Source organism: Bradyrhizobium sp. Pha-3 (assembly GCF_042258615.1).
Classification (GTDB): domain Bacteria; phylum Pseudomonadota; class Alphaproteobacteria; order Rhizobiales; family Xanthobacteraceae; genus Bradyrhizobium.
The window spans coordinates 956,520-981,155 of record NZ_CP170152.1; the positions used below are offsets into that span (position 1 = coordinate 956,520).

A 24,636-nucleotide genomic window follows, 5' to 3' on the forward strand; every position below is an offset into this window, starting at 1 on the left:
CAAGGAATTTGCCTTCAGTTAAGTTCGTCACCTGGACACAATGATCCAATCATGAGTCGAGGTGTCGCGATGGCCACGGAACCAGACGCCAAACCACCGAATACGGTGGTTCTCTTCAGCGGTCACATGATCGATGCGCCAGAGCGAAAAACGCCACGCTTTCCCCCGGACAAGGAGCCCGCTGCGGCCGCTGCGATTGCCGCAGCGCTTGCGCGGATCGGGGTCCGCGAAGGCGATCTTGCAATCTGCGGCGGGGCTTGCGGCGGCGATCTCCTGTTTGCGGAAGCCGCTCTCGCGCAGGGCATGCGGCTTGAAATCTATATCCCGTTCGATGAGCCGACCTTCCTTGCCGGCTCGGTGGATTTCGCCGGCGGCAGTTGGCGCGCGCGCTATTTCGCCGCGAAATCGAAAGCGACGCTCCACGTCATGCCCGACGAACTGGGGCCGCTGCCGGCCGGCGAAAACGCCTACGAGCGCGACAATCAATGGATGCTGGAGCGCGCCGCCCGGTTCGGTGACGAGAAGATCGCCTTCATCTGCCTGTGGAACGGCGAGGGCGGCGATGGCCCTGGCGGCGCGAAGCACCTGATGGAGGAGGCGGGGCGCAAGACGACTCGGATCTACTGGTTGGATACAAGAAAATTATGGGACTGAAGGAATTGCAAGATGCCATCGTGTTTCATGATCATGCCTTACGGTCGCAAGCCGACCCAGGCCGACCCCAAGTTTGGTCCGGCAGAGATCGATTTTAACGCGCTCTGGGATCGGGCTTACGTTCCGGCTATCAAGGCACTGGGCTATCAGCCGGTGCGCGCCGATCAGGACACCAGCGCGTTGATCGTCAGCGAAATGCTGGAGCGGATCTACTTCGCCGATCTCGTGCTGGCCGACATGACCATTCCCAACGGCAACGTCTATTACGAGGTTGGCATTCGCCACGCATCGCAGAAGACCGGATGCGTCCTGCTTGCGGCCGACTGGTCCAAGCAATTGTTCGACGTCGTCCAGATGCGGACTGTCCGCTACCCGCTACCCGAGGGCGAGATCACCGAGGCGACCGCGGCCGCGATGCATGCCGCGATCAAGGAGCCGATCAAGGCGCTTGCTGCGGGCATTTCGCCGATGAATCAGTCGATCCCGGGCTATCCCGACAAGGTCGATCCACGCAAGGCGACCGTGATGCGAGGCCAGCTCGCCGAGCAAGCCGCATTCCAGACCAAGATACGTGCGGTGCGCGCGGCGGCCCCGGATCAGCGCATGGCGCGGGCCCAAGCGCTGATCGCGACCGAGGGGAGTCCGCCCGCCACTTATGCAAAGGCGCTCGCTTTGTTGCTGATGCTGCGCGACTGCGTCGATGGTGCCGCCGACTGGAACATCGTGCTGGATTTCATTAGCAAGCTTCCCGACCGCTTCGCCAACGAGCCTGAAGTGCAGGAAAATCGTGCGTTTGCCGCGGCCCAGGCCGGCGACGACATCCAAGCCATTGCCGAGATCCAGACATTGATTGATTTCGCGGGCCCGACGCCGGAACGGCTCGGCTTGATGGGTGGCCGCCACAAACGTCTCGCCAGAGCCGCGCCAACCGGCTCTCCTCGCCGCAAGGAGGAACTCGAGAAGGCGATCGACTGTTATCAGCAGGGAATGGAGCTCGATCTCAACGCCTATTATTGCTCCAGCAACTTGCCTCGTCTCTATCGCGCTCGGGGGAACCCGGGCGACGAGGATCTTGCGCAGGCCACCGTGCGGGTCGCGATTGCCGCCTGCGAGCGGGCCAGACGATTGCAGCTTGCCGACGAATGGCTGCGCCCGACGCAGCTTGCCGCGGCCTTTGACCTCGGCGATCCCGACAAGGCTGAGGAGCTGGCAATGCAGGTGGTTGCCGAGGGGCAAGCGAAATGGAAAGTGAGCAGTGTCCTTCGCGACCTCGAAGCCGGTCTCCAATACGTCACCGACGCGGTGAAGCGCGCGCGGCTGTCCGCCGTCATCGACAAGATCAAGACGGCCTGATCGCGTGCTTCGCCAGCATCGACCTCAGCCAGCGTTTCACCACGGCACGGGTGGCCGAGAGGGCGGGCGTCAGCGTCGGCTCGCTGTACCAGTATTTTCCGAACAAGGCCTCGATCCTGTTCCGGCTGCAGAGCGACGAGTGGCGGGCGAACTCCAGCCTGCTGCGCAACATTCTCGGAAAGCGCTGAACCGGGATGTTCAAAAGTAACGCTTGGCAGCCAGCAGGAATCCGAGAATGCCGCCGGTCACAGCGAATACCGTCACGGCATTGCAGATGCTGACGTAAGCGGCCGACCAAAAGGAAACGGCCGTCGAAGCAGCGGCGACTTTCTTCGGTTTCTGAGGCAAACCAGTGCATTCCTGAAAAAGGCGCCGCCACCAGGTCAACGCAGGTGACGGCGCCCGTCTGAGGGCTTCAGGGCGAAACCCCGCTTGAACGTAAGCCGCGATGATGAACGGTTCGTATACCGCTGAACGTCGCCGGCTTGCATGTTAGCAGAGGCGTTCGAGAGTTCCCTTAGAACGAAGCGTAAGCGTTTCGGAACGCGATCGCGCCGGCCAGTGAGCGCGGCCGCGTGCGCACGGCATGTCCATCGTTGCCGCTCTGGACGATCCACTGGCCGTTCTCGTGGCCCACGATCTTGCCGACGTGGTGACGCCAGACGACGATCGCGCCGACCGAAGGGCCGCCCGCATTGCTGCCGTATCGCGCCCAGGAGCGCGCCAGGTTGTATTGCGGGCCCGGATCGCTGCCGACCTGGGTGCGCATGAACCACCCGCACCACGCAGCGGGGCGACCGGAATGGGCATAGTGTCGATGATGGTGATGACGGCCGCGAGCTTCAGCAGCAGATGAAGCGAAGGCCAAAAGCACGGCGACAGCCGCGAGAGTTTTACGCATTACAAAGTCCTCTTGTTGTTGTCAGACCATCCTGGATGTGGGAGGGGCGCAGCGATGATCTGCGATTGGTTGCGAAGCGACCGCACCGGCCAGGCGACGCAAAACAGAGGCGGGACATGGCCCGCTCGGGCCTTTAAGAAACGGGCTATGGCCAAAATATGACGGCTATTTCCCGTCTGGCGGCAGAGACATGGCCGGACATGCTCTGCGCATATCTGACAAGCCGAGCGCAGCGCTGACGCCGGCAGAATTGCTCCGAGAGCATGTTCTTGGGTACCGCTTCACGTAGAACCGGGCTAACAGAAGCGCCCGGCAGAAGACGGAGCTTCGCTTGGCTCAGAAGCCGACGCGATCCGACAGGAGGCCAGTTCGCTGGCAAGCAATCGTGAATCTCGAGCAGCGGCTGAACGAACTCAACATCGAGCTGCCGATGTCGGCGGCGGCCGGCGGCGCCTACGCACCGGTCGTGGTCCATGGCGACACGATCTATGTCAGCGGTCAGCTTCCGCGCGACGGCGACAAGGTGCATGTCGTCGGCCAGGTTGGTCGTGATGTCACACTGGAAGAGGCCAAGCGGGGCGCGCGCCTGGCGCTGGTCCGCGGATTGGCTGCGATCAAGGCGCATCTCGGGGCGCTCGACCATGTCACGCAGATCCTGAAGCTCACCGTGTTCGTGCACAGCGCCACGGATTTCAGCGGTCAGACGGCGGTCGCCGACGGCGCATCGGAGCTGATCATGGAGCTGTTCGGTCCGGAACGGGGACTGCACACCAGAACCAGCGTTGGCGTCGCGCAGCTTCCGCGCAACGCATCAATCGAAGTCGAGTCGATCGCAGCGCTGTCGCGCTAGGCCGAAGCGCATCTTCCTCTTCCCATGCCAATTTCGCGGAGCCCATGCGTGGCGGCGCCACGCGAAGCAATGCACACTTCTCGATCGGCCTCCGCGACTGGCCGTGTTCGATTGCGTTCGCCTTGCTTCGAAGAGGTGATGCGAAACGGGCACGGGCGTTGGCCATCGCTCGTTTCAGATGGTGTCCGGCGATGCGGGCACGGCGCTCGTCGTTGCGCTGAACGTTCAGTAAAATAATCCACTAAACATCAAGCTGAGCCCAGCGCTGGGTGTTTTTCGCTATCGACGTTGGTGCACTGCAGCGATTCTCCCTCGTACGATAGCGACGTCCGGTCTTCCTCGAAGCTCGCAAGAAATCGGCTTGACGGGTTCCTGAATTTAGTAATACGTTTAGTATTACAAAAACGATAAACATCGTGCATCGAGCTGATGTGTGGGAGGAGCCTCGCCATCCGGACCCCAATGTCCGGAAGCGTTCAGTCTCGCTCTCCATCATCGCTCATCAACTCGGTTTCGAAAGTCTCGGCGTCGATCCGGCACGGATACGCCGGGCGAGTTAGGTGCTTCAACGATAGGGAGGAAATGGATATGCGAAGATTGGGATGGTTACGCAGTACGGTGGCGTCCGCGGTCGTTGCGGCCGCTGCGCTCGGGGGTCTCGGCGGCGGGCAAGCCGCAGCGCAAGGCAAGCAGCTCACGCTGTGCTGGGCGGCATGGGATCCGGCCAACGCGCTGGTCGAGCTGGGCAAGGACTTCACCAAGCAATCCGGCATCGAGATGAAATACGAGTTCGTCCCCTGGACGAGCTACGCCGATCGCTTCCTCAACGAGCTCAACTCGCACGGCAAGCTCTGCGACCTGATCATCGGCGACAGCCAATGGATCGGCGGCGCCGCCGAGAACAAGTGGTACGTCAAGCTCAACGACTTCTTCGACAAGGAGAAGATCTCGATGGACGATTTCGTCCCGGCGACGGTCGTCGGCTACTCGCAGTGGCCGAAGAACACGCCGAACTACTGGGCGCTGCCGGCCATGGCCGATGCGGTGGGTTGGACCTACCGCAAGGATTGGTTCTCGCGGCCCGAGATTCAATCCGCGTTCAAGGCCAAGTACGGCCGCGATCTGGCGCCGCCGAAGACCTATGACGAGCTGAAGCAGATCGCCGAGTTCTTCCAGGGCCGCGACATCGACGGCAAGAAGGTCTATGGCGCCTACATCTTCACCGAGCGCGGCTCGGAAGGCATCACGATGGGCGTGACCAACGTGCTCTACAATTACGGCTTCGCCTACGACAATCCGAAGAAGCCGTACCAGATGCAGGGCATCGTCAATTCCGCCGACGCGGCCAAGGGGCTCGAGTTCTACAAGGAGCTCTACAAGTGCTGCACGGCGCCGGGCATGACCAACGCCTACATGCAGGAAGGACTTGATGCCTTCAAGTCCGGCCAGGTCGCGATGCAGATGAACTGGTTCGCCTTCTTCCCCGGCCTCTACAAGGACCCGAATGTCGGCGGCGACAAGATCGGCTTCTTCGTCAACCCGGCAGGTCCCAAGGGGCATTTCACGCAGCTCGGCGGACAGGGCATCTCGGTGGTGGCAACCTCCGACCACAAGGACGACGCGCTCGCCTACATCAAATGGTTCGCGCAGCCTGCCGTGCAGCAGAAATGGTGGCAGATCGGCGGCTACTCGGCGCTCAAGGCGGTGGTCGACGCCCCCGACTTCCCGAAGAGCGCGGCGTTCGCGCCGCAATTCCTGGAGTCGATGGGCATCGTCAAGGACTTCTGGGCCGAGCCGTCCTACGCGCAGCTGCTGCTCGACATGCAGAAGCGGGTGCATGACTACGTCGTCGCCGACAAGGGCACGTCACAGCAGGCGCTCGATCTCCTGGTCAAGGACTGGACCAAGGTGTTCAAGGAGCAGGGCAAGGAAGTCGCCTCGCAATAGCGCCACCATACTTCACCTGAACTGGATTCCCCGAGGGCTGCCTCGGGGAATCCGAACCAGCCCAGCCTCGCTGATGGACACGATGACGACGATCCTCCAACCCGATCATGCTACGATCCCAGGCGTGAGCAAGCCTGTAAAATCCCGCGCCGGGCGGCGCGTCCACGGCCTGTCGGACCGGGCCATCGCCTGGCTGTTCGTCGCGCCGACGATCGCGCTGCTGCTGGCGATCAACATCTTTCCGCTGATCTGGATGATCCGGCTGTCCTTCACCAATCTCAACCTCAGCATGTCCTATCTGCCGCTGCGGTTCGTTGGCCTCGACAATTTCAGGGACATCCTCACCGACGAGGACGTCTGGTTCCGGCTGCAGACCACGGCGCAGTTCGTGATCTCGTCGGTGGCGTTGCAGGTGGTGGTCGGCTTCGGCCTGGCGCTCCTGATCAACCGTCAGTTTCGCGGCCACAGCTTCTGGACCACGATCATCCTGCTGCCGATGATGCTGTCGCCGGCGGTGGTCGGCAATTTCTGGACGCTGCTGCTGCAGCCGCAGATCGGGCCGTTCAACTATCTGATCAGCCTGTTCACCGGCGTGCCGCCGAGCTCGTTCAGCATGACCGGGCAGGTGTCGCTCGCGCCGTGGACCATCGTGCTGGTCGATACCTGGATGTGGGCGCCCTACGTGATGCTGATCTGCCTCGCCGGGCTGCGCTCGATCCCCGATTACATCTATGAGGCCGCGGAAGTTGATCGCGCTTCGGCATGGCGGCAGTTCTGGTCGATCACGCTGCCGATGACGGTGCCGTTCCTGATGCTCGCGGTGCTGTTCCGCGCGATCGAGAACTTCAAGATGTTCGACATGGTCAATCTGCTGACCTCGGGCGGGCCGGGCTCGACCACGGAGCTGGTGTCGATCTCGCTGAAGCGCGCGGCGTTCGAGAAGTGGCGCACCGGCTATTCCTCGGCGCTTGCCATCATCCTGTTCGTGACCGTGTTCGGCGCCGCCAACATCTACGTCAAGACGCTCAACAAGGTGAAGCAACGATGACCGCTGCCGCCACCAAATCCACAGCGCATTCCATAGTCGAGGCCTCGCCGCGCACCAAGGCGTTCGCCAGCGGCCTCGTCATCCTGTATGCCGTGATCACGATCCTGCCGCTGCTGTGGATCGTCGCCACCGCGTTCAAGTCGCAGAGCGATGCCATCGCCTATCCGCCCAAGGTGATCTTCGAACCGACCCTCGAAGGCTATGTGAACCTGTTCACGGTGCGGACGCGGCAGACGCCGGACTTCATCGCCAAGCTGCCGCCGCCGGAGACCTGGTACGACAAGCTGGTGCGCAAGCGGGACATGGTGATCGCCGGGCCGTCCAAGGTCGTGCCGCGCTTCGTCAACTCGCTGATCATCGGCTTCGGCTCGACCTTCCTCGCGGTCTTCCTCGGCACGCTCGCGGCCTACGCGTTCTCGCGCTTCCGCATTCCGCTGGCCGACGATCTGCTGTTCTTCATCCTCTCGACGCGCATGATGCCGCCGGTCGCGGTGGCGATCCCGATCTATCTGATGTACCGGCAGCTCAACCTGACCGACACGCGGCTCGGCATGATCCTGCTCTACACCGCCGTGAACGTCTCGCTCGCGGTCTGGCTGCTCAAGGGCTTCATCGACGAGATCCCGCGGGAGTATGAGGAGGCGGCGCTGGTCGACGGCTATACGCGGCTCCAGGCGCTGCGCAAGGTGGTGCTGCCGCAGGCCGTCACCGGCATCGCGGCGACCGCGATCTTCTGCCTGATATTTTCCTGGAACGAGTACGCCTTCGCGGTGCTGCTGACCAGCGGCGAGGCCCAAACCATGCCGCCCTTCATTCCCTTCATCATCGGCGAGGGCGGGCAGGATTGGCCGGCGGTTGCCGCGGCGACCACGCTGTTCGTCGTCCCGATCGTCATGTTCACCGTGCTGTTGCGCAAGCATCTGCTGCGCGGCATCACCTTCGGAGCGGTGCGCAAATGAGCGGGTCTGTGGTTGCCAAGAATGGCGCAACTCGGGGTGGCGTAGCGCGCTGGTTTCGTCGCGGGCCGTGGGAGGCCGTCGCGATGACCCTGATCGGAGGCGGCATCATCATGCTGGTGCAGCCCTGGTCGATCGATCTCTACAGCTACTCCTTCGTGACGATCCTTGCCGGCACGGTCGGCTTCGTCATCGTCAGCCATTTTCCGGAATAGCGCCATGGCACAGATCCGCATCGAAAACCTGCGCAAGTCCTTCGATCAGTTCACCGCGGTGGAAGGCTCGACCTTCACGATCGACGACGGGACGTTTTTCGCGATGCTCGGACCCTCCGGCTGCGGCAAGACCACCACCTTGCGCATGATCGCCGGCCTCGAGCTGCCGACCGAAGGCAAGATCCTGCTTGATGGCGAGGACGTCACGTTCCACCGTGCTGCCGCGCGCGATATCGCCTTCGTGTTCCAGCTGTTCGCGCTCTATCCGCACATGAATGTCGGGGAGAACATCGGCTTCCCCCTGAAGTGCCAGGGCATGGCGAGGCGCGAGATTCGTGAGCGGGTGCAGGAGACCGCGCGGATGCTGCGGATCGAGCATCTGCTGTCGAGCAAGACTTCGAAACTCTCCGGCGGCGACCGGCAGCGGGTCGCGCTCGGGCGCGCGATGGTGCGGCGGCCAAAGGCGTTCCTGATGGACGAGCCGCTGGGCGCGCTCGACGCCGAGTTTCGCCATCTGATGTGCGGCGAGCTGCGCGACCTGCACGATCGCATCAAGGCAACCACGGTCTATGTCACGCACGACCAGCTGGAGGCGATGTCGATGGCCGACCAGATCGCCGTCATGAACAAGGGGCGTGTCGAGCAGATCGGCACGCCGCAGGAGGTCTATGACCGGCCCGCGAGCATGTTCGTGGCCGACTTCATCGGCTCGCCGCCGATGAACTTCCTGCGTTTCGAGGGCGGCCTACGATCCGGCGATCGCGCGGTCAGCTTCCACGACACCAGGCTTGCGGTGCCGGAGATCCGCGAGGACCGTGCCAACGCGCCGCTGGCGCTCGGCGTCCGTCCGGAGCATATCCGCTTCGCCGACGCAGGCGCCGTTCGCGGCGAGGTGTTCGGCGCGGAGTATCTCGGCACCACGCAGATCGTCACCGTCGACACGGCCTATGGACGGGTCGCGGCGCGGCTGCCCTCCAGCGCGTCGGTGCAGATCGGAGAGACCATCGGTCTCGAATTCAATGCCGAGCGCCTGGCGCTGTTCGACATCGGCAGCGGCCTTGCGATCCGGACCGCCAGTGAGGAGGGCGTGCGCCATGGCTGACGTCACCCTGCGCAATGTCAACAAGCGCTTCGGCGCGATCGAAGCCGTCCGCGACTTGTCGCTGACGGTGAACGACGGCGAGTTCCTGGTCCTGCTCGGGCCGAGCGGCGCCGGCAAGACCACGACGCTGCGGCTGATCACCGGACTGGAGAGCCCCGATACGGGCTCCGTGATGATCGACGGGCGCGACGTGACGCACGATCCGCCCGGCTCGCGGGATATCGCATTCGTGTTCCAGCAATATTCGCTGTATCCGCATCTGACGGTCTACGACAATCTGGCGTTTCCGCTGCGCTCTCCCGCGCGGCGGGTGGCGGAGCCGATCATCCGCAAGCGCGTCGAACAGACCGCGGAGCTGTTGCATATCGCAAGCAAGCTGAACAACCGCGCCACCCGCCTCTCCGGCGGCGAGATGCAACGCGTGGCGATCGGCCGGGCTTTGGTCCGTGATCCCTCGATCTATCTGATGGACGAGCCGCTGTCCTCGCTGGACGCAAAACTCCGCGCCGAGCTGCGGCTCGAACTCAAGCGGATCCAGATCGAGCTCGGCGCGACCATCCTCTATGTCACCCACGATCAGGTCGAGGCGATGACGATGGCCTCGCGTATAGGCGTGATCAGGGACGGCCAGTTGCTTCAGCTCGGCACGCCCCGGGAGATCTACGAAAGCCCGTCCAGCAGCTACGTCGCCTCGCGGCTCGGCACGCCACAGATCAACTTCCTGCCGGCTCGCCTGCTCTCCGATGTCGCGATACCTGCCGGAACCGAGACGGTCGGCATTCGCACCGAGCACCTTCAGCTCGCCGCGCGCAACGGCGGGCAGATGGTCGGCCGTGTGCATCGGGTCGAGCACCTCGGCGAGCAGAATCATATTCATCTGGACTATAAGGGCGAGACGCTGGTGACGCTGGCGGATCCGCATCAGCCGCTGCAGGCCGGCCAGGAGGTCGACTTGCATCTGGTGCGTCCGTTGTGTTTCGACCGCGCGGGGCAACGCATTGCCGCGGCGGTTCATTAGAGGGGCGAGAGGATCGAGGAGATGTCGTTGCCATCAGAGACATTGAAGTCGTTGGTCAAGGCGGCCGCAGAGCAGGTCATCGCCAGCGCGCCGGAGCTGACCAGCCTGGATCAGGCGATCGGCGATGGCGACCACGGGACCAACATGAAGCGCGGTTGCGAAGCCGTGCTCGGCAAGCTCGATGCGATCTCGGCGCAGCCGCTCGACGAAGCGCTGAAGATGATTGGCAAGACCCTGGTGATGACGGTCGGCGGCGCCTCCGGGCCGCTCTATGGCAGCTTCTTCCTTGCCGCGGGCGAGGCGCTCTCGCATGACAAGCAGCTGCCCGACGATCTCGCCGACGTGTTCGGCAGCGCCGTGAATGCGGTGAGCGCGCGCGGCCGCTCGAAAGCCGGCGAGAAGACGATGCTGGACGTGCTGGTTCCCGTACTGGAGACGTTGAAGGCGGCGGCCGGCCAGCCGGATCTGATCGCGCGGGTGCGCACCACCGCGAGCGAGGCGGTCGAACGGACGGCGCCGATGCAGGCCACCAAGGGGCGCGCGTCGTTCCTTGGCGCGCGCAGCGTCGGGCACGTCGATCCCGGCGCGCGGTCGAGCTGCGTGCTGGTGCAGGCGGTGTGCGCCGGCCTGGAGGCACGGGCATGACCGACACTGTGGGAATCGTGATCGTCTCGCACTCCAGCGACATCGCCAAGGGAACCGCCGACATGGTGCGGCAGATGGTCGGCAGCGAGGTCAAGGTGGCGTTCTGCGGCGGCAATCCCGACGGCGGATTGGGCACCAGCGTGCCGCTGATCATCGACGCCATCAATGACGCCTGGTCTCCGAAGGGCGTCGCGGTGCTGGTCGATCTCGGCGGCGCCGAAACCAACAGCGAAATGGCGGTGGAGATGCTGGAGCCCGCGCGGCGCGATCTCGTTGTGGTCTGCAACGCGCCGATCGTCGAAGGCGCCGTGATGGCAGCGACCGAGGCGGCAGGCGGCAGCTCGCTGGCCCAGGTCAAGGCCGTGGCCGAGGAACTCTCTGCCGACTGAGAAGGCGGCGATACGATGATGGATGATGAGTATGCTTGATAAAGCGGACGGACAGATCTTCACCGGCAATGTGCGGCTGGTGCATGCGGTGGGCATGCACGCGCGCCCGGCGGTCAAGCTGACCAAGCTCGCCAAGAAGTTCCAGGCGCAGATCTCGGTGCGGGTCGCGGGCGCGCCCGAGTGGATCAACGCCAAGAGCGTGGCCAAGATCATGGCGATGCGCGCCGCGCACGGCAGCACGATCGAGATCAAGGCCTCCGGCAGCGACGCCGAGGCCGCCGTCGCGGCCCTGGTCGATCTGGTTGCGAGCGATTTTCCGGATGGAGCAGGCTAGCATGCAGGGCGGCGCTGCAGGATCGGCCTACCGCGGCAGGACCGCCTCGATCGGCTTTGCCCATGGTCCGCTGGTCCGCGTCGATGCGGGCGCCGGCGGCGAGCGGGTCGCCGGCACGCTGGTCGAGGAGGCGCTCGCCTTGCGCAAGGCGATCGACCTCGCGAGCGGGCAGATCGCCGATCTTGCCGCCAGCGCCGGCGGCGAAGCCGCGCAGATCCTCGAATTCCAGGTCGCATTGCTGGAGGATGAGGATCTGATCGAAGCGATCTTCGCGTCGATCGGCGAGGGGCGTCCGGCCGACGTCGCATGGCGCACGACGCTCGACGAGCAGATCGCGGAGTACAATTCGGCGGCGGATGAGTATCTGCAGGCCCGCTCGTCGGACCTTGCGGACCTGCGCGACCGCGTGATCCACATCCTGCGCGGCGACGAGGGCGAGCCGCTGAAGATCCCGAGCGGAGGCGTCGTCTGTGCCGACGACCTGCCGCCCTCGCGCTTCCTGGAGATCGACTGGTCCGGCGGCGGCGGCCTGGCGCTGCTGCATGGCAGTCCGACCAGCCACGTCGCGATGCTGGCGCGTGCCCGCGGCATCCCGATGGTCGTGCAGCTCGGCGCCATCCCGAATGCCGGCGTCACGGCACTGCTCGACGGCGAAGGCGCGACGCTGGAGCTTGATCCCAGCGCCGAGCAGGTGCGGATCTTCGAGAAGCGGCGCGAGAGCCATCGCAAGAGCAGGGCATCCGCGCGCGCGATCCTGCGGCGGCCGACGGCCTCGTGGCGCGGCGAACATATCAAGCTCCTGATCAATATCCAGCGCGTCGACGACCTCGATGATGCGGATGCGCAATATGCCGACGGCATCGGCCTGATGCGGACGGAATTCCTGCTCGCCGGGCGGAGCGACCTGCCGGATGAGGAGACCCAGTTCCAGGCTTATGACGCGGTGTTGCGCTGGGCCGGAGCGCGGCCGGTTACGATCCGCACGTTCGATGCCGGCGGTGACAAGCCGGTGCCCGGCTTTACATTCGATGGCGAGGCCAATCCGTTCCTCGGCGTGCGCGGCTTGCGGCTTTGCCTCGCCCGGCCCGAGATTTTTGCCGTCCAGCTCCGCGCGCTGGCCCGCGCCGCGGTGCGCGGAAATCTCAAGGTCATGTTCCCGATGGTGACGTCGGCCGACGAGCTCGAGGCAGGACGGAAGCTGTTCGCCGACATCGTGCAGCGCTTGCAGGCGGACGGCATTGCCGCGATGCTCCCGGAGCTTGGAATCATGGTCGAGGTTCCGGCGGCGGCCCTGGCGGTCTCGAGCTTCAAGGCGTCGTTCTTCTCGATCGGCTCGAACGATCTCGCGCAATATGTGCTGGCCTGCGATCGTTCCAACGGAGCTCTCGCCCCCCTGATGGACCCCCTGCATCCCGCAGTGCTCGAACTGATCGCGCGGACCGCGGAGCACGGCCGCCGCGCCGGCGTCAGTGTCAGCCTGTGCGGCGACATGGCGGGTGATCCGCGCTGTGTTCCCGCACTTCTGAACTGCGGCCTGCGCGAATTGTCCGTGAACGCATCGGCGCTGGCGCAGATCAAGCAGACCATCGACCGGCTGAGCAGCGGAGGCAGCGTTGGCTGACACGGCGGCCGATGAAGCGCCCGAAGCCGGCGCGGTTGCGGCCTACAAGCGCATCTTCAAGGAAGTGCTGGAGAGCCGCCCGTCGGGCATGCGGCTGCGCCTCGCCCATGCCATGGGCAAGAACCGCAGCTTCGTCAGCCAGATCAGCAATCCGGCCTACCCGGTGCCGATCCCGGTGCAGCATCTCAACACGATCTTCGATGTCTGCCACTTCCCGCCGCAGGCGAAGACCGCCTTCCTGCGCGCCTATGCGCGCGCGCACCCGCGCCGCGTCGGCCGGCTGAGCGAAGGATCGCACGAGCGGACGCTGACATTGCATCTGCCGGATCTCGGCAGCGCCAAGCGCAATGCCGAGCTCGACGCGCTGCTGCAGGAATTCACGCGGCGCCTGATCGGCATCATGCGGGAAAAATAGGCGAGAACGCCGAACGAAGCGGGGAGGACACCATGAAGAAGTTCATCAATGCGGTCGACAATTTGCTCGGCGAGAGCCTCGACGGCTTCGCCGCTGCGCATGCCGATCTGGTCGTGCTCGGCGCCGAGCGCAAATTCGTTCGCCGCCGCGAGCTGAACGGCAAGAAGGTCGCGCTGGTCTCGGGCGGCGGCAGCGGGCATGAGCCGCTGCATGCCGGCTTCGTCGGCTACGGCATGCTGGATGCGGCCTGTCCCGGACAGGTGTTCACCTCGCCGACGCCCGACCAGATCGTCGAGGCCGCGCAGGCGGTCGCGGGCGATGCCGGCGTGCTGTTCATCGTCAAGAACTATGCAGGCGACCGCATGAATTTCGAGATGGCGGCCGAGATCGCCGAGGGCCGCACCGCGACCATCGTGACCGATGACGACGTCGCGGTCGAGAAATCGACCTACAGCATCGGGCGGCGGGGCGTCGCCGGCACCTTGATCGTCGAGAAGATCGTCGGTGCGGCCGCCGAGAAGGGCGCCGATCTCAAAACCTGCGTGGCGCTCGGCGAGCGCGTCAACGCGCGGACGCGTTCGATGGGCGTGGCGCTGACCAGCTGCACGGTCCCGGCCGCGGGCACGCCGACCTTCGCGCTCGGCGCGGACGAGATGGAGATGGGCGTCGGCATCCATGGCGAGCCGGGCCGCCGCCGCGTCAAGCTCGCAGAGGCCGACGCGATCGCATCGGAAATGACGACGGCCATTGCGGAGGATCTCGCCGTTCCCGCAGGCTCCGAGGCGCTGCTGCTGGTCAACGGCTTCGGCGGCACGCCGACGATCGAGCTCTATCTGATGTACAACGCGGCGCGCCGCATGCTCGAGCAGCGCGGCCTGCGCATCGCGCGCTCGCTGGTGGGCAGCTACGTCACCTCGCTGGATATGGCCGGCTGCTCGCTCACCGTGAGCCTGCTCGATGCCGAGACGTCCGCGCTGTGGGACGCCCCGGTGCGCACGGCCGCATTGAAATGGTGATCGCCGCCGCTGCTATCGGCATGGGGCCTCGTTGAGGCAGTCCGCCTTCGCCGCGCAACCGTAGCTTCGGCAGGCAAGACGCGCCGGATTCGACCGGCGCGTCGCATTCGTAAAGGTCACTTGGGCTTGACCTCTGTTGCCAAGCCTGAATCGCCTTATTTCTTGAGAAGCGCGCACTTCGACTCGCTGACGGGCCGGTAGGCGTTCTCGCCTTTGACCGTTTTCACGATCTCCAGGTAGTCCCATGGCTCCTTCGACTCGGACGGTTTCTTGACGCGGGCGAGGTACATGTCGCGAATGACACGGCCGTCTTCGCGCAGCTTGCCGCCGTGCACAAAGGCGTCCTCGATCGGCAATTCACGCATCTTGGCCATCACTGCGGCCGGATCGTCGGTACCGGCCGCCCGGATCGCCTTGAGATAGTGCAGCACGGAGCCGTAGACGCCGGTGTGGATCATGGTCGGCATCACCTTGGTCCTGGCGAAAAACCTCTTCGACCAGGCGCGGGTCGCTTCATCCATGTTCCAGTAGGAAGCCGTGGTCATGTAGGTGCCTTGCGCAGCCTGAAGGCCAACGGCGTGCACGTCGGTGTCAAACATCAGGAGGCCGACCAGCTTCTGTCCAGCCTGGACCAGCCCGAATTCGCCGGATTGCTTGATGGCGTTGTCGGTGTCCTGGCCGGCGTTCGCGAATGCCACCACATCGGCCTTCGAGTTCTGCGCCTGCAGGACGAAGGAGGAAAAATCCGCCGTGTTGGTCGGATGCCGCACGCTGCCGAGAACCTTGCCGTCCAGCTCCTTGATGAAACGTGTGGCGTCCTTCTCCAGTTGTTGGCCGAACGCATAGTCCGCGGTGACAAAGAACCAGGACTTTCCGCCCTCGTTGAGGACCGCCGAGGCCGTCACCTTGGAAAGTGCATAGGTGTCGTAGGCGAAGTGCACCGTGTTAGGGCTGCACAGCTCGTCGGTCAGGGAGCTGGCGCCGGGCCCGGAGAGCAGGGCGATCTTGTTGCGTTCCCTGACCATGTTGTGAACGGCGATCGCAATTCCCGAATTCGGGATGTCGGCAACGGCGTCGACCTTGCCGTTGTCGAACCAGTCCCGCACGATCTGCAGGCCGACATCGGTTTTCATCTGGTGATCGGCGCTGACGATCTCGATCGGCTTGCCCAGAACCGTCGGGCCGAATTCCTCGACCGCCATCTTCGCCGCCTCGACCGAGCCGGGACCGCTGTTGTCGCGACCCCAGCTGGAAAGATCGGTCAGGACGCCGATGCGGACGACGTCATTCGATATCTGCGCGGTCGCCGTCGATGTCGCCGCCGCAAGCATGGCCAGAGCCAGGAAATGCTTCTTCACGTAGTCTCCCTCTTTTCTTATGGTGGGTGGTTGGTTCAGGTCAGCTAGCTGTCGCCGAATCGGGGCTTGCGCTTTTCGCGAAAGGCGCCGATGCCTTCGCGTGCGTCGGCATGCGTCAACAGGAACGGAAAGCCGTCGATCGCGTGGCGCATCTCGTCGCCACCGAGCCCGCGGTTGTAGAACGATTTCGCCATCTGCACGGCAAGGCGGGGCTGTGCGGCAATGCGCTCCGCGAACGCCAGCGCCTCGGGAAGAAGGCTGTCGTCGGGGACGGCGCGAGATACGATGCCGAGGCGACATGCCTCGTCAGCACTGACGGGCTCGCCGAGGATGCTCATCTCTTTGGCTTTCGCGCGGCCGACGATGTCGGCCAGACGCACGATGGCGAAGCCGGGCAATAGCCCGAGCTTGATCTCCGGCACGGCGAAACGGGCGCTTTCCGCGGCGATGATGAAGTCGCAGGCAATCGCAAGCTCGAAGCCGCCGCCATAGGCGATGCCGTTGACCGCGGCTATGACCGGCTTGAGCGCCCGTTCCGGCGCAGTGAGAACATGCATGGCGTCGATGAAGAACGCGCGCGCCTTCTCCGGGTCGAAATCGAAGTTGCCGATATCGGCGCCGGCACAGAATGCCTTGCCGCCCGCGCCCGTCATGACGGTTGCGCGGACCTGGTCGTCCTGATCGGCGCGCTTCAAGCCTTCTCGAATGCCTTCGCGAATGCCGGTGGTCAGGGCGTTCAGCTTGTTCGGCTCGTCGAGCGTCAAGACCGCGATCTTGCCCCGGACCTCGTAGTTCACGCTTCCCAATCGCAACATGTTCATCCCCAATTGTCATGACTGTTCCGAAGGCCGCGCTATTGCGCGGCCTGATCCGGCTCGACTACGGCAACGACCGCATTTCGCTCGACGGTTTCGCCTGGCTTGATGTGAACCGCGGTGACGACGCCGTCCACCTCACTGGCAATACGCAGCTCCATCTTCATGGACTCCATGACGACGGCCGTGTCTCCGGCTTTCACGCGTGCGCCGACTGCGACATTGACCTTCAACACCGCGCCCGTCATCGGGGCGCGCAGTTCGCCGCTGATCTCGGAACTCGTGCTGATGTACCTGAGATAGGGGATGGCGATCATCGTGTGCGCGCGACACGGATCGTGCACGAAGATGGAGTTGTCCTTCTGGCGGATACGTACCGTCTCGCGCCGTGAGTTCACCACGGCGACAAATTCGTCATTGCCGATCGGTGAAAGCTTCACCGCAATCCGGTCGTCGTCTACGCCGATCAGCATCGAACCGTCGGGCTGCAGCGGAGCGAAGCGGATTTCCGCGCTGGTGCCCGCGCTCTCAAGGTGCAGCAGGGGGATCGGAGACATCCCGTCGCCTCCCGTCCCCATGTGCCAACCGGTCAATCCGCTGGAGCGCCACGGGCCGTCGGACGCGGACTGGCGCTGGCGCATCATCCAGAAACAGGCTCCCAGCGCGAGCGCGCCTGCGTCGATGGCATCAGCCCGGTCCACGAGCGCGGCGATCTCTTCGTCGATCAGGCGTGTATGGAACGTTGCGCTTCGGGTCGCGGGCAGGGCGATCAGGCGCCCGAGAAACTCCCGATTGGTCGTTACCCCGAAGATTGAGGTTTCATCGAGCGCGCGGCTAAGGCTGTCGAGTGCCTGATCGCGGGTTGCGGCGTGCGCGATGAGCTTGGCAAGCATCGAATCGTAGTAGGGCGTAACGCTCGACCCACTCTCCACGCCGGTCTCGATGCGGATGTCGCCGCTCGGAAAGCGAACGTAGGCAATATCGCCGGTGGAAGGCATGAAACCGTCGTTCGGATCTTCGGCGCAGATGCGGGCTTCGACGGCGTGACCACGGCAGATGACGTCGTCCTGTGTCATCGGCAGGCCTTCGCCGGCTGCGACGCGGAGCATGGTCTCGACGATATCAATACCCGTCACCATTTCCGTCACGGGATGCTCGACCTGGAGCCGGGGATTGACCTCCAGGAAGTAGTAGTCGGTGCCGCTGACGATGAACTCGACCGTGCCGACACCGCGATATTTGAGACGGCGGCCAAGCCGGACGGCATCGCCAAGGATGCGCTCGCGGAGCCTGGGCGGCAAGTTGGCGGCGGGCGCTTCCTCGATCAGCTTCTGGTGACGGCGCTGGAGTGAGCATTCGCGCTCGAACAGATGAACGACGTTGCCGTTGCCATCTCCGGCGATTTGCACTTCGAGGTGCCGGCCGCGCTGGATCAGCTTTTCCACAATGAGACCGGCATCGCCAAAGGCATTTCTGGCCTCGCGCATTGCGGACTCGATCTCGTCGGGCAGCCCGTCGAGCGACGAGATGGCCCGCATGCCTTTGCCTCCGCCGCCAGCGGCAGCCTTCAGCATGACGGGCAACTCGAGCTGGCGAATCGCACGTTCGATTTCAACCGGGTCTTGGCTCGGAACCTTGCTGCCGGGCACGGTCGGAACGTCCGCGGCGACGGCCTCACGTTTCGCGGATGCCTTGTCGCCGAGCCGCTCGATGGTCTCCGGCGTCGGTCCGATGAAGACCAGGGCGGCCGCCTCGACCGCGCGAGCGAAGGCGGCGTTCTCGGCCAGGAAGCCGAATCCCGGATGAATCGCTTCGGCGCCGGTAGCCTTTGCGGCGGCGATCACGGCGTCGATCCGCAGGTAACTCTCCGAGGCTGGCGCGCCACCGATCTCGATGGATTCGCCGATGGCCTTGACGTGCAAGGCGTCGGCATCCGCGGTGGAATGAACGCCGGCCACCGCAACGCCGAGACGTCGGCAGGTGCGAGCGATCCGGCAAGCGATTTCGCCTCGGTTGGCGATCAGGATCTTCTTGAACACGGCTGGTCTCCTTCGTTTACATCCGGAACACGCCGAAATCGGTGTGCTGATGCGGAATCCTGCCGGCGAGGTCGAGCAGCAGCGCCATCACGCTGCGGGTTTCGAGCGGATCGATCACCATGTCGCACCAGGTGTTGCGGGCGAAGTTGTAGGCATTGGCGAAGGCTTCGAAAGTCTGCCGGGTCGGCGCCATGTAGGCCTCGCGCTCGGCGTCGGTCCACGTCGTACCCTCGCGCTTGTGCACTTCGTCGCGGACCATCGCGAGCGTCGTGGCGGCCTGGTCGGGACCCATGATCGCGGAACGGGCGTTGGGCCACATCATCATTGCGTTCGGCCGGAACGCGCGGCCGCACATCGCGAGGTATCCCGCACCGTAGGCGTTGCCGATGATCAGTGTATATTTCGGCACATTGGCGCTCGCCATCGCCGTGACCATCTTCGCCCCGTTCTTGGTGATGCCGCCTTCCTCGGCATCGCGGCCGACCATGAAGCCGGTGACGTCGGCCATGAACAGCAGCGGAATGTCACGCTTGCAGCACAGCTCGATGAAATGCGTCGCCTTCAGCGCGCTCTCGGAGAACAGCACACCGTTGTTGCAGAGGATGCCGATCTCGAAGCCCATGATCCGTGCGAAACCGGTAATGAGGGTGTCGCCGTAGAGCGGCTTGAATTCATGGAATTCGCTGCCGTCTACGAGACGGGCAAGGATGTCGCGATTGTTGGTGGGAACGCGGGGATCCGAGCTGATCAGACCATAGATTTCCGCCGGATCGAGCAAGGGATCGCGTACCGGGCCGATCGTCCAGCCCTGCTTTGGGATTTCGCCGAGATTGGCCACGATCTCGCGCGTGATGGCAATCGCATGTGCGTCGTTCTCGGCGAGATGATCGGTTACTCCGCTGACACGGCTGTGCATCTCGCCGCCGCCCAGCGCCTCGATGCCGACTTCCTCGCGCGTGGCGGCATAGACGAGCTGCGGGCCGCCGAGAAACATCGCGCCCTGATTTCTGATGATGACGGTCTCATCGCAAAGGGCGGGGATGTAGGCGCCGCCCGCCGTCGACGGACCGTGCACGATCGCGATCTGCGGGATGCCCTCGGCGGACATCCGGACCTGGTTGTAGAAGATCGAGCCGAACTGGCCGTCGTCGGGGAAGATGTTGGGCTGGTCGGGCAGATTGGCGCCACCTGACTGGACCATGGTCACGCACGGAAGCCGGTGCTGCCAGGCGAAGCGCTGGGCGCGGACGTGCTTCTTGCAGGTGATGCCGTAGTATGTCCCACCCTTCACGGTGGGCTCGTTGACGATGATCATGCAAGGGCGGCCGGATATCATTCCGACGCCGGTGATGATGCTGCCGCCCGGCGGCACGCCGTCGTAAAGCCCTTCGCCCGCAAGCTGACAGAATTCGAGGAATGGCGATCCGGGATCGATCAGCGCCGCGATCCGCTCGCGCGGCAGGAGCTGGTCACGCTCCTTGTGCAGCTTGCTTGCCCGCTCGGGCCCGCCGACTATAGCCGCGGCCCGGCGACGTCGAAGATCAGCGACACGCGCGGAGTAAGCGTCGCGGTTGCGTAGATATTCCTCACTCGAGGTGATGACGTCCGATTTCATGATCGCCATTGCGCGCGCCCCTGGTTGCTAGGCTCGCCCATCGATGGCTTGCCGATGTTGTCGTGGATTGCTCTGCAGGTCAGCGCGCATTTCGGTGTCCGAATGCGAGTCTGTCCGTGGGTAAGGTTGAAATTCATCTGGTCGATCATCTGGAAAACCTAACAATTGTTAGAATTGGCCGCGCGCCGATGCAAAGAGAACTCATGCAAGCCTCTAGGCTTTACGGAATCGCGGCAGCGTGATGTCGTCGGAGGCGCGTTCGAAGGTCAGCTCGACATCCATGTCGAAGGTGACGTCCGCCGGGCTGCTTCCCGTCAAGGTGCTGATCATGCGCGGCCCTTCCGCGAGCTCGACCAGCAGCACCGCGTAGGGAACGTCGGCCTTGAAGGCCGGGCCCGGCGCGCGATGCACCACGCTGAAGGAGTGGACCTTGCCTCGGCCCCGTGCCGGCCTGTGCTCGAGCTCCTCGCCGCCGCACTGACGGCACGTCGCTTGCTGATAATATTGCACATGCCGGCACCGGCTGCAGTGCTGCAGCAGCAGCTTTCCCTCCTGCAAGCCGCGCCAGAACGCGGCCGTGTCGGCGTCCGGGGCGGGGAGGGGCTTTCGGGCAGCGTCTTCAATCGACATCACAGGGCCTCCCGCGTGCCGAGAACGGTGCTGGCGTTGGTCGCAAATCCTGCTCCAAGGCTGTGTACCAGCCCAAGCTGCGCGCGCTCGACTTGCCGATCGCCGCACTGGCCGCGCAGTTGCGCGATCACCTCGTGGAAGTGAAACAAGGAGCCAGGCATTCCCGAATGGGCGAACGACAAGAGGCCACCATGGGTGTTGGACGGAATTTGTCCGCCATATGTCATCTGCCCGTCGGCGACGAACGGTCCGCCTTCTCCTTTGCGACAGAAGCCGAGATCCTCGAGCATCATGATCACGGTTCCGGTGAAGCAATCGTAGATGCCGGCAACATCCATGTCGACCGGCCCGTAACCGGCCATGGCATAGGCTAGCCGGCCAGACTCGACTGCCCCCGTCGATGTGAGGGAAGGCATCAGGAAGATGTGCTCGTGGGTGTAGCACTCGCCGCAACCAAGGATGTAGACCGGCTTTTCGATGCCGAGCGCCTCGGCATGTTCGGCGGAAGCGAGGACGAACGCCGCTCCACCGTCGGATATCAATGAACAGTCAAGCTTGTGATAGGGCGTGGTGACCATCGGCGAGGCGAGCACGTCCTTGGCCGTGATTGGCGTTGTCTGCTGCGCGCCCGGGGTCCGCGCCGCGTGGCGCCTGTGCACCACCGCGACCTCGGCAAGTTGCTCGGCCGTGGTGCCGTATTCCTTCATGTGCCGGTGCGCGGTCATGGCGAAGGTGTTGGCAACGGGAATTCCGAAAGGCATTTCGTATTGCTGATCCCGGCTTTCGGTGAGCGAACGCAGCGCGAGATCCGGCGTCAGTCCCGTTAAGAGGCTGTCGGCCGCCACAACCAGCACGACCTTGGCAAGGCCGCCGTGGATGGCGGCCGCGCCTATGCTGAACTTCGTCGCCGCCGTGGCGCCGGAGACTTGCAGCGTGTTGGAGAACGTGGGGCGAATCCCGAAATATTCGCTGAATGCGACGCTGAAGCGATGGAAAGGAGACGCGAAGGCATGGCTCGAGAGGACGCTGTCCACTTCGCTCCTTGATATCCCGGCATCGGCCAGCGCGTTCCTGGCGGCCTCGGCAGCAAGCGAGAGCGGGCTGCGGCCCGGCACCTTGCCGACCGCCGACATTCCGATGCCGATGACGGCGACCTTTCCTCGAAGACTGGTGTCGCTCATGTGGAGGCTTTCAACAGGCGTTCGAGTTCGTGGCGCTGGACCTTGCCGCTCGTGGAGCGCGGAAATTCGTCAAAGGCGATGAAGCGGAATTCACGCGGCCGCTTGTAGCCGGCCAGTTCGCGGCGGCACAAATCGACGAGCTCGGCCTCCGTCGGCTGGGCATCGTTACGGCATGCAACAAAAGCGACGGGAGCCTCTCCCCACCGGGCGTCGGCGGCGCGCACGACCGTGACCTCCGTGATCCGCTCGTCGCTCAGCAGCACACGCTCGATCTCGGCAGGATAGATGTTCTCGCCGCCCGACTTGATGAGGTATTTGGCGCGGTCGACGAAATCGAGCGATCCGTCGTGGTTGCGCCTGAATACGTCGCCCATGTGAAACCAGCCGCCGCGGAAGTCGCGCGCGTTGGTCTCGTCCGCCTGCCAATAGCCCGAGAACAGCGTGGGGCTTCGGATCACCAATTCGCCGGGCTCGCCGGGTGCAACCTCGTTGTCGGATGAATCGACGAGTTTGATCTCGCAGAATGCGTTCTGACGCTTGGACAGGCTCGCCGGCACCTGACCCGGAGCGATCAACGCCCTTGTCGCAGGCGGCAGGCCGGTTTCGGTCGAGCCGAAACTGTTGAGATAGGGGGCGTCGAGAAGCTCGGTCACCGCGGCGATGGCGTGCGGGGGCACGAGGTCCGCCATGGCCCCGCAAACCTGCACACCCTTGACGTTCGCCCGTTGCGCCTTCAGGCCTTCGACGAAGGCCTCCACCATGCCGGGGATCAATACCAGCCAGCCGATGTCGTGCTGGGATACCGCCGTCAACAGCGGTTCGAGTTGGAATCCATCCACCACAATGACCGTTCCGCCGCGCAACAGCGTGGCGAGCGCGTGGTCGGTCGATGCCATGTGGAACAGGGGTGTCCACGCGACGAAGGTCGCATGCGGCGCTATGCCGAGCTCTGACGAGAAGACCAGCGCGCGCATCACCATCGCGCGGTGGGAAATGACGGCGCCCTTCGGCAGGCCGGTCGTTCCGCTCGTGTAGAGAATGACGAGTCCGTCTTCGGGCTGCGCCACGGGCGGGGGGACGCGCCCATCCTGCCGCGCGAGCTCGCTTTCATATTGTGGTCCGATCTCCAGGATCGGGTGGATCCTGGCCGCGGGCGGAAGGTTTGCAGCGAGATCGGCCTCGACGACCAGCAGATTGGGCGACACCAGCTCGATGCAATAGGCGAGCTCGCGTTCCGACAATCGCCAGTTCAAGCATGCCGTGATGATCCCCAGGTTGGCGGCTGCCAGCTCGATCTCGAGATATTCCGGGCGATTTCGCGACAAGAGGCCAAGGCGGTCACCCCGCCGCAATCCCCGCGCGGCGAGGGCCGCGGTCAGACGACGCACCCGGTCGCGTAATTCCCCATAGGTCATACGCCTCTCGCGGTGTTCGATTGCGACCCTTCCGGCATGGAGTTCGGCGCAGACGTCAAATAGCGCTCCGACGGTTCCAACACCGGATACGGCGCCAATCTGGGGACTGAACTCGGTTACCATGCACGTTTCCTCGAGCGCTGCCTTTCGACAATCTTCCAAACCGGTGCTTGCGCCGGCGGATTACAAAATCTAACATCTGTTAGAAATAATTGGTAGCGCTTCTTAAGCGCCAACAATGGGAAGATCAATATGTCCGATCGATACGCCGCCTACACCAAACTGAAGCTCGACTATCCGGCCGAACGGATATTGAGGATCACCTTCGATCGTCCCGAGACCTACAATTCCGTCGACGCCGAGACCCATACGCAGCTCACCCATATCTGGCGCGACATCGACAACGATCCCGATATCAATGCCGTGATCGTCACGGGGGCAGGGAAGGCGTTTTCGGCGGGCGGCGATTTCGAGCTGATCAAGTCGCTGCTCGACAATCCGGCGGCGCGGATGGCCACCTGGAAGGAGGCGAAGGACCTCGTCTACAACGTCATCAACTGCAACAAGCCGATCATCTCGGCCATCAATGGCGTTGCGGTGGGAGCAGGGCTGGTCGTCGGAATCCTCGCCGACGTGTCGATTTGCGGCAAATCAGCGCGGATCGTCGATGGGCACACGCGGCTCGGCGTCGCGGCAGGCGACGTCGCCTGCATCATCTGGCCGCTGCTCTGCGGACTGGCCAAGGCGAAATACTATCTGCTCACGTGCAAGCCGTTGTCGGGTGAGGAGGCCGAGCGGATCGGGCTGGTTTCGCTGTGTGTGGAAGATGCGGAGCTCCAGAAGATCGCGCTGGAGACGGCGCAGGATCTCGCAACCGGCGCCCAGAGCGCGATCCGCTGGACCAAATACGCGTTGAACAACTGGCTGCGCGTCAACGGACCGCTGTTCGATACCTCGACTGCGCTGGAAATCCTCGGCTTCGCCGGCAACGAGGCGCGCGAGGGATTGGCTTCTCACCTGGAAAAGCGCAAGCCCTCATTCCCGACGGATTGCCCGATCTAGTGTGCTGAATGCGAAGTTCGTGCGATTTCGCGGCAGCCGCTTTCACGAACTTCGCAT

25 protein-coding genes and 1 pseudogene are annotated in these 24,636 nt (G+C 64.0%); 17 read left to right on the top strand and 9 right to left on the bottom strand.

The features are described from left to right. Positions 1 to 303: 303 nt before the first annotated feature. From ACE10Z_RS04500 to ACE10Z_RS04510, 3 genes and pseudogenes are all read left to right on the top strand, one after another. The gene (locus tag ACE10Z_RS04500) at positions 304 to 654 is read left to right on the top strand and encodes a hypothetical protein (protein WP_375786858.1); all 351 of its coding nucleotides are present in this window, start codon (positions 304 to 306) and stop codon (positions 652 to 654) included. Between the two features lie 12 nt (positions 655 to 666). Next, positions 667 to 2,007 (top strand): TRAFs-binding domain-containing protein, encoded by a 1,341-nt coding sequence (locus ACE10Z_RS04505; protein ID WP_375786859.1) that lies wholly within the window; start codon positions 667 to 669, stop codon positions 2,005 to 2,007. After that, positions 2,004 to 2,192, top strand: a pseudogene (locus ACE10Z_RS04510) (helix-turn-helix domain-containing protein); the annotation flags it as partial. The gene ACE10Z_RS04505 and the pseudogene ACE10Z_RS04510, both read left to right, overlap by 4 nt. Positions 2,193 to 2,205: 13 nt before the next feature. Here the strand turns inward: ACE10Z_RS04510 and ACE10Z_RS04515 are convergent. Beyond that, positions 2,206 to 2,355, bottom strand: a complete 150-nt coding sequence (locus tag ACE10Z_RS04515) for a hypothetical protein (protein ID WP_375786860.1) — start codon at positions 2,353 to 2,355, stop codon at positions 2,206 to 2,208. Between the two features lie 169 nt (positions 2,356 to 2,524). Continuing rightward, positions 2,525 to 2,776, bottom strand: coding sequence for a hypothetical protein (locus ACE10Z_RS04520; protein WP_097673702.1), 252 nt, complete (start codon positions 2,774 to 2,776; stop codon positions 2,525 to 2,527). 517 nt (positions 2,777 to 3,293) lie between these two features. Between ACE10Z_RS04520 and ACE10Z_RS04525 the strand changes: the two genes are divergently transcribed. The 13 genes from ACE10Z_RS04525 (at position 3,294) to dhaK (ending at position 14,464) form a co-directional block, all read left to right on the top strand. After that, positions 3,294 to 3,758 carry a RidA family protein gene (locus ACE10Z_RS04525; protein WP_375786861.1) on the top strand — a complete coding sequence of 155 codons (465 nt, stop codon included), beginning with the start codon at positions 3,294 to 3,296 and terminating at the stop codon, positions 3,756 to 3,758. Between the two features lie 588 nt (positions 3,759 to 4,346). Next, complete coding sequence (locus tag ACE10Z_RS04530; protein ID WP_375786862.1) at positions 4,347 to 5,705, top strand: ABC transporter substrate-binding protein; 1,359 nt, start codon at positions 4,347 to 4,349, stop codon at positions 5,703 to 5,705. Between the two features lie 73 nt (positions 5,706 to 5,778). After that, positions 5,779 to 6,753 carry a carbohydrate ABC transporter permease gene (locus ACE10Z_RS04535; protein WP_375786863.1) on the top strand — a complete coding sequence of 325 codons (975 nt, stop codon included), beginning with the start codon at positions 5,779 to 5,781 and terminating at the stop codon, positions 6,751 to 6,753. Continuing rightward, positions 6,750 to 7,712: a carbohydrate ABC transporter permease gene (locus ACE10Z_RS04540; RefSeq protein ID WP_375786864.1), complete on the top strand. Its 963-nt coding sequence runs from the start codon at positions 6,750 to 6,752 to the stop codon at positions 7,710 to 7,712. Before ACE10Z_RS04535 ends, ACE10Z_RS04540 begins: the two co-directional genes overlap by 4 nt. A gap of 83 nt (positions 7,713 to 7,795) precedes the next feature. Continuing rightward, positions 7,796 to 7,924, top strand: a complete 129-nt coding sequence (locus tag ACE10Z_RS04545; protein WP_371817950.1) for a hypothetical protein — start codon at positions 7,796 to 7,798, stop codon at positions 7,922 to 7,924. Positions 7,925 to 7,928: 4 nt separating this feature from the next. Beyond that, the gene (locus ACE10Z_RS04550; protein ID WP_375786865.1) at positions 7,929 to 9,026 is read left to right on the top strand and encodes an ABC transporter ATP-binding protein; all 1,098 of its coding nucleotides are present in this window, start codon (positions 7,929 to 7,931) and stop codon (positions 9,024 to 9,026) included. Then, complete coding sequence (locus ACE10Z_RS04555) at positions 9,019 to 10,044, top strand: ABC transporter ATP-binding protein (RefSeq protein ID WP_375786866.1); 1,026 nt, start codon at positions 9,019 to 9,021, stop codon at positions 10,042 to 10,044. The genes ACE10Z_RS04550 and ACE10Z_RS04555 overlap by 8 nt, the downstream gene beginning before the upstream one ends. 21 nt (positions 10,045 to 10,065) lie before the next feature. Then, positions 10,066 to 10,689 (top strand): dihydroxyacetone kinase subunit DhaL, encoded by a 624-nt coding sequence (gene dhaL, locus ACE10Z_RS04560; RefSeq protein ID WP_375786867.1) that lies wholly within the window; start codon positions 10,066 to 10,068, stop codon positions 10,687 to 10,689. Continuing rightward, positions 10,686 to 11,078 carry a dihydroxyacetone kinase phosphoryl donor subunit DhaM gene (gene dhaM, locus ACE10Z_RS04565; RefSeq protein ID WP_092118687.1) on the top strand — a complete coding sequence of 131 codons (393 nt, stop codon included), beginning with the start codon at positions 10,686 to 10,688 and terminating at the stop codon, positions 11,076 to 11,078. Before dhaL ends, dhaM begins: the two co-directional genes overlap by 4 nt. Positions 11,079 to 11,109: 31 nt before the next feature. Beyond that, positions 11,110 to 11,412 (top strand): HPr family phosphocarrier protein, encoded by a 303-nt coding sequence (locus ACE10Z_RS04570; RefSeq protein ID WP_371821719.1) that lies wholly within the window; start codon positions 11,110 to 11,112, stop codon positions 11,410 to 11,412. A 1-nt stretch (position 11,413) separates the two neighbouring features. Next, a complete protein-coding gene (ptsP, locus tag ACE10Z_RS04575; protein WP_375786868.1) occupies positions 11,414 to 13,033 on the top strand; it encodes a phosphoenolpyruvate--protein phosphotransferase in 1,620 nt (539 codons plus the stop codon). After that, on the top strand, positions 13,026 to 13,448 hold the full coding sequence (locus ACE10Z_RS04580; protein WP_050405512.1) for a hypothetical protein: 423 nt from the start codon (positions 13,026 to 13,028) through the stop codon (positions 13,446 to 13,448). Before ptsP ends, ACE10Z_RS04580 begins: the two co-directional genes overlap by 8 nt. Positions 13,449 to 13,480: 32 nt before the next feature. Further along, positions 13,481 to 14,464 (top strand): dihydroxyacetone kinase subunit DhaK, encoded by a 984-nt coding sequence (gene dhaK / locus ACE10Z_RS04585; RefSeq protein WP_375786869.1) that lies wholly within the window; start codon positions 13,481 to 13,483, stop codon positions 14,462 to 14,464. A 155-nt stretch (positions 14,465 to 14,619) separates the two neighbouring features. Here dhaK and ACE10Z_RS04590 read toward each other — a convergent pair whose 3' ends face one another. From ACE10Z_RS04590 to ACE10Z_RS04620, 7 genes are all read right to left on the bottom strand, one after another. After that, a complete protein-coding gene (locus ACE10Z_RS04590; protein ID WP_375790105.1) occupies positions 14,620 to 15,795 on the bottom strand; it encodes an ABC transporter substrate-binding protein in 1,176 nt (391 codons plus the stop codon). A 71-nt stretch (positions 15,796 to 15,866) separates the two neighbouring features. Then, positions 15,867 to 16,637, bottom strand: a complete 771-nt coding sequence (locus ACE10Z_RS04595; protein WP_375786870.1) for an enoyl-CoA hydratase/isomerase family protein — start codon at positions 16,635 to 16,637, stop codon at positions 15,867 to 15,869. Positions 16,638 to 16,675: 38 nt separating this feature from the next. Beyond that, entirely contained in the window at positions 16,676 to 18,676 is a 2,001-nt protein-coding gene (locus ACE10Z_RS04600) for a biotin carboxylase N-terminal domain-containing protein (protein ID WP_375786871.1), read from the bottom strand. 16 nt (positions 18,677 to 18,692) lie between these two features. After that, complete coding sequence (locus ACE10Z_RS04605) at positions 18,693 to 20,300, bottom strand: carboxyl transferase domain-containing protein (RefSeq protein ID WP_375786872.1); 1,608 nt, start codon at positions 20,298 to 20,300, stop codon at positions 18,693 to 18,695. A gap of 204 nt (positions 20,301 to 20,504) precedes the next feature. Continuing rightward, a complete protein-coding gene (locus tag ACE10Z_RS04610) occupies positions 20,505 to 20,921 on the bottom strand; it encodes a Zn-ribbon domain-containing OB-fold protein (protein ID WP_375786873.1) in 417 nt (138 codons plus the stop codon). Beyond that, positions 20,921 to 22,102 (bottom strand): thiolase, encoded by a 1,182-nt coding sequence (locus ACE10Z_RS04615; RefSeq protein WP_375786874.1) that lies wholly within the window; start codon positions 22,100 to 22,102, stop codon positions 20,921 to 20,923. The genes ACE10Z_RS04610 and ACE10Z_RS04615 overlap by 1 nt, the downstream gene beginning before the upstream one ends. Beyond that, positions 22,099 to 23,640: a class I adenylate-forming enzyme family protein gene (locus ACE10Z_RS04620; RefSeq protein WP_375786875.1), complete on the bottom strand. Its 1,542-nt coding sequence runs from the start codon at positions 23,638 to 23,640 to the stop codon at positions 22,099 to 22,101. The genes ACE10Z_RS04615 and ACE10Z_RS04620 overlap by 4 nt, the downstream gene beginning before the upstream one ends. 129 nt (positions 23,641 to 23,769) lie before the next feature. On the opposite strand from ACE10Z_RS04620, the gene ACE10Z_RS04625 reads away from it, so the two are divergent. Then, positions 23,770 to 24,579 carry an enoyl-CoA hydratase/isomerase family protein gene (locus ACE10Z_RS04625; protein ID WP_375786876.1) on the top strand — a complete coding sequence of 270 codons (810 nt, stop codon included), beginning with the start codon at positions 23,770 to 23,772 and terminating at the stop codon, positions 24,577 to 24,579. The last annotated feature ends 57 nt before the right edge of the window (positions 24,580 to 24,636 follow it).

Coding starts and splice junctions, on each gene's coding strand:
- ACE10Z_RS04500 (WP_375786858.1), top strand. CDS start 304: ATGCGGCTTGAAATCTATATCCCGTTCGATGAGCCGACCTTCCTTGCC.
- ACE10Z_RS04505 (WP_375786859.1), top strand. CDS start 667: ATGCCATCGTGTTTCATGATCATGCCTTACGGTCGCAAGCCGACCCAG.
- ACE10Z_RS04520 (WP_097673702.1), bottom strand. CDS start 2,776: ATGCGCACCCAGGTCGGCAGCGATCCGGGCCCGCAATACAACCTGGCG.
- ACE10Z_RS04530 (WP_375786862.1), top strand. CDS start 4,347: ATGCGAAGATTGGGATGGTTACGCAGTACGGTGGCGTCCGCGGTCGTT.
- ACE10Z_RS04535 (WP_375786863.1), top strand. CDS start 5,779: ATGGACACGATGACGACGATCCTCCAACCCGATCATGCTACGATCCCA.
- ACE10Z_RS04540 (WP_375786864.1), top strand. CDS start 6,750: ATGACCGCTGCCGCCACCAAATCCACAGCGCATTCCATAGTCGAGGCC.
- ACE10Z_RS04545 (WP_371817950.1), top strand. CDS start 7,796: ATGACCCTGATCGGAGGCGGCATCATCATGCTGGTGCAGCCCTGGTCG.
- ACE10Z_RS04550 (WP_375786865.1), top strand. CDS start 7,929: ATGGCACAGATCCGCATCGAAAACCTGCGCAAGTCCTTCGATCAGTTC.
- ACE10Z_RS04555 (WP_375786866.1), top strand. CDS start 9,019: ATGGCTGACGTCACCCTGCGCAATGTCAACAAGCGCTTCGGCGCGATC.
- dhaL (WP_375786867.1), top strand. CDS start 10,066: ATGTCGTTGCCATCAGAGACATTGAAGTCGTTGGTCAAGGCGGCCGCA.
- dhaM (WP_092118687.1), top strand. CDS start 10,686: ATGACCGACACTGTGGGAATCGTGATCGTCTCGCACTCCAGCGACATC.
- ACE10Z_RS04570 (WP_371821719.1), top strand. CDS start 11,110: ATGCTTGATAAAGCGGACGGACAGATCTTCACCGGCAATGTGCGGCTG.
- ptsP (WP_375786868.1), top strand. CDS start 11,414: ATGCAGGGCGGCGCTGCAGGATCGGCCTACCGCGGCAGGACCGCCTCG.
- dhaK (WP_375786869.1), top strand. CDS start 13,481: ATGAAGAAGTTCATCAATGCGGTCGACAATTTGCTCGGCGAGAGCCTC.
- ACE10Z_RS04590 (WP_375790105.1), bottom strand. CDS start 15,795: ATGCTTGCGGCGGCGACATCGACGGCGACCGCGCAGATATCGAATGAC.
- ACE10Z_RS04595 (WP_375786870.1), bottom strand. CDS start 16,637: ATGTTGCGATTGGGAAGCGTGAACTACGAGGTCCGGGGCAAGATCGCG.
- ACE10Z_RS04605 (WP_375786872.1), bottom strand. CDS start 20,300: ATGGCGATCATGAAATCGGACGTCATCACCTCGAGTGAGGAATATCTA.
- ACE10Z_RS04610 (WP_375786873.1), bottom strand. CDS start 20,921: ATGTCGATTGAAGACGCTGCCCGAAAGCCCCTCCCCGCCCCGGACGCC.
- ACE10Z_RS04615 (WP_375786874.1), bottom strand. CDS start 22,102: ATGAGCGACACCAGTCTTCGAGGAAAGGTCGCCGTCATCGGCATCGGA.
- ACE10Z_RS04620 (WP_375786875.1), bottom strand. CDS start 23,640: ATGGTAACCGAGTTCAGTCCCCAGATTGGCGCCGTATCCGGTGTTGGA.
- ACE10Z_RS04625 (WP_375786876.1), top strand. CDS start 23,770: ATGTCCGATCGATACGCCGCCTACACCAAACTGAAGCTCGACTATCCG.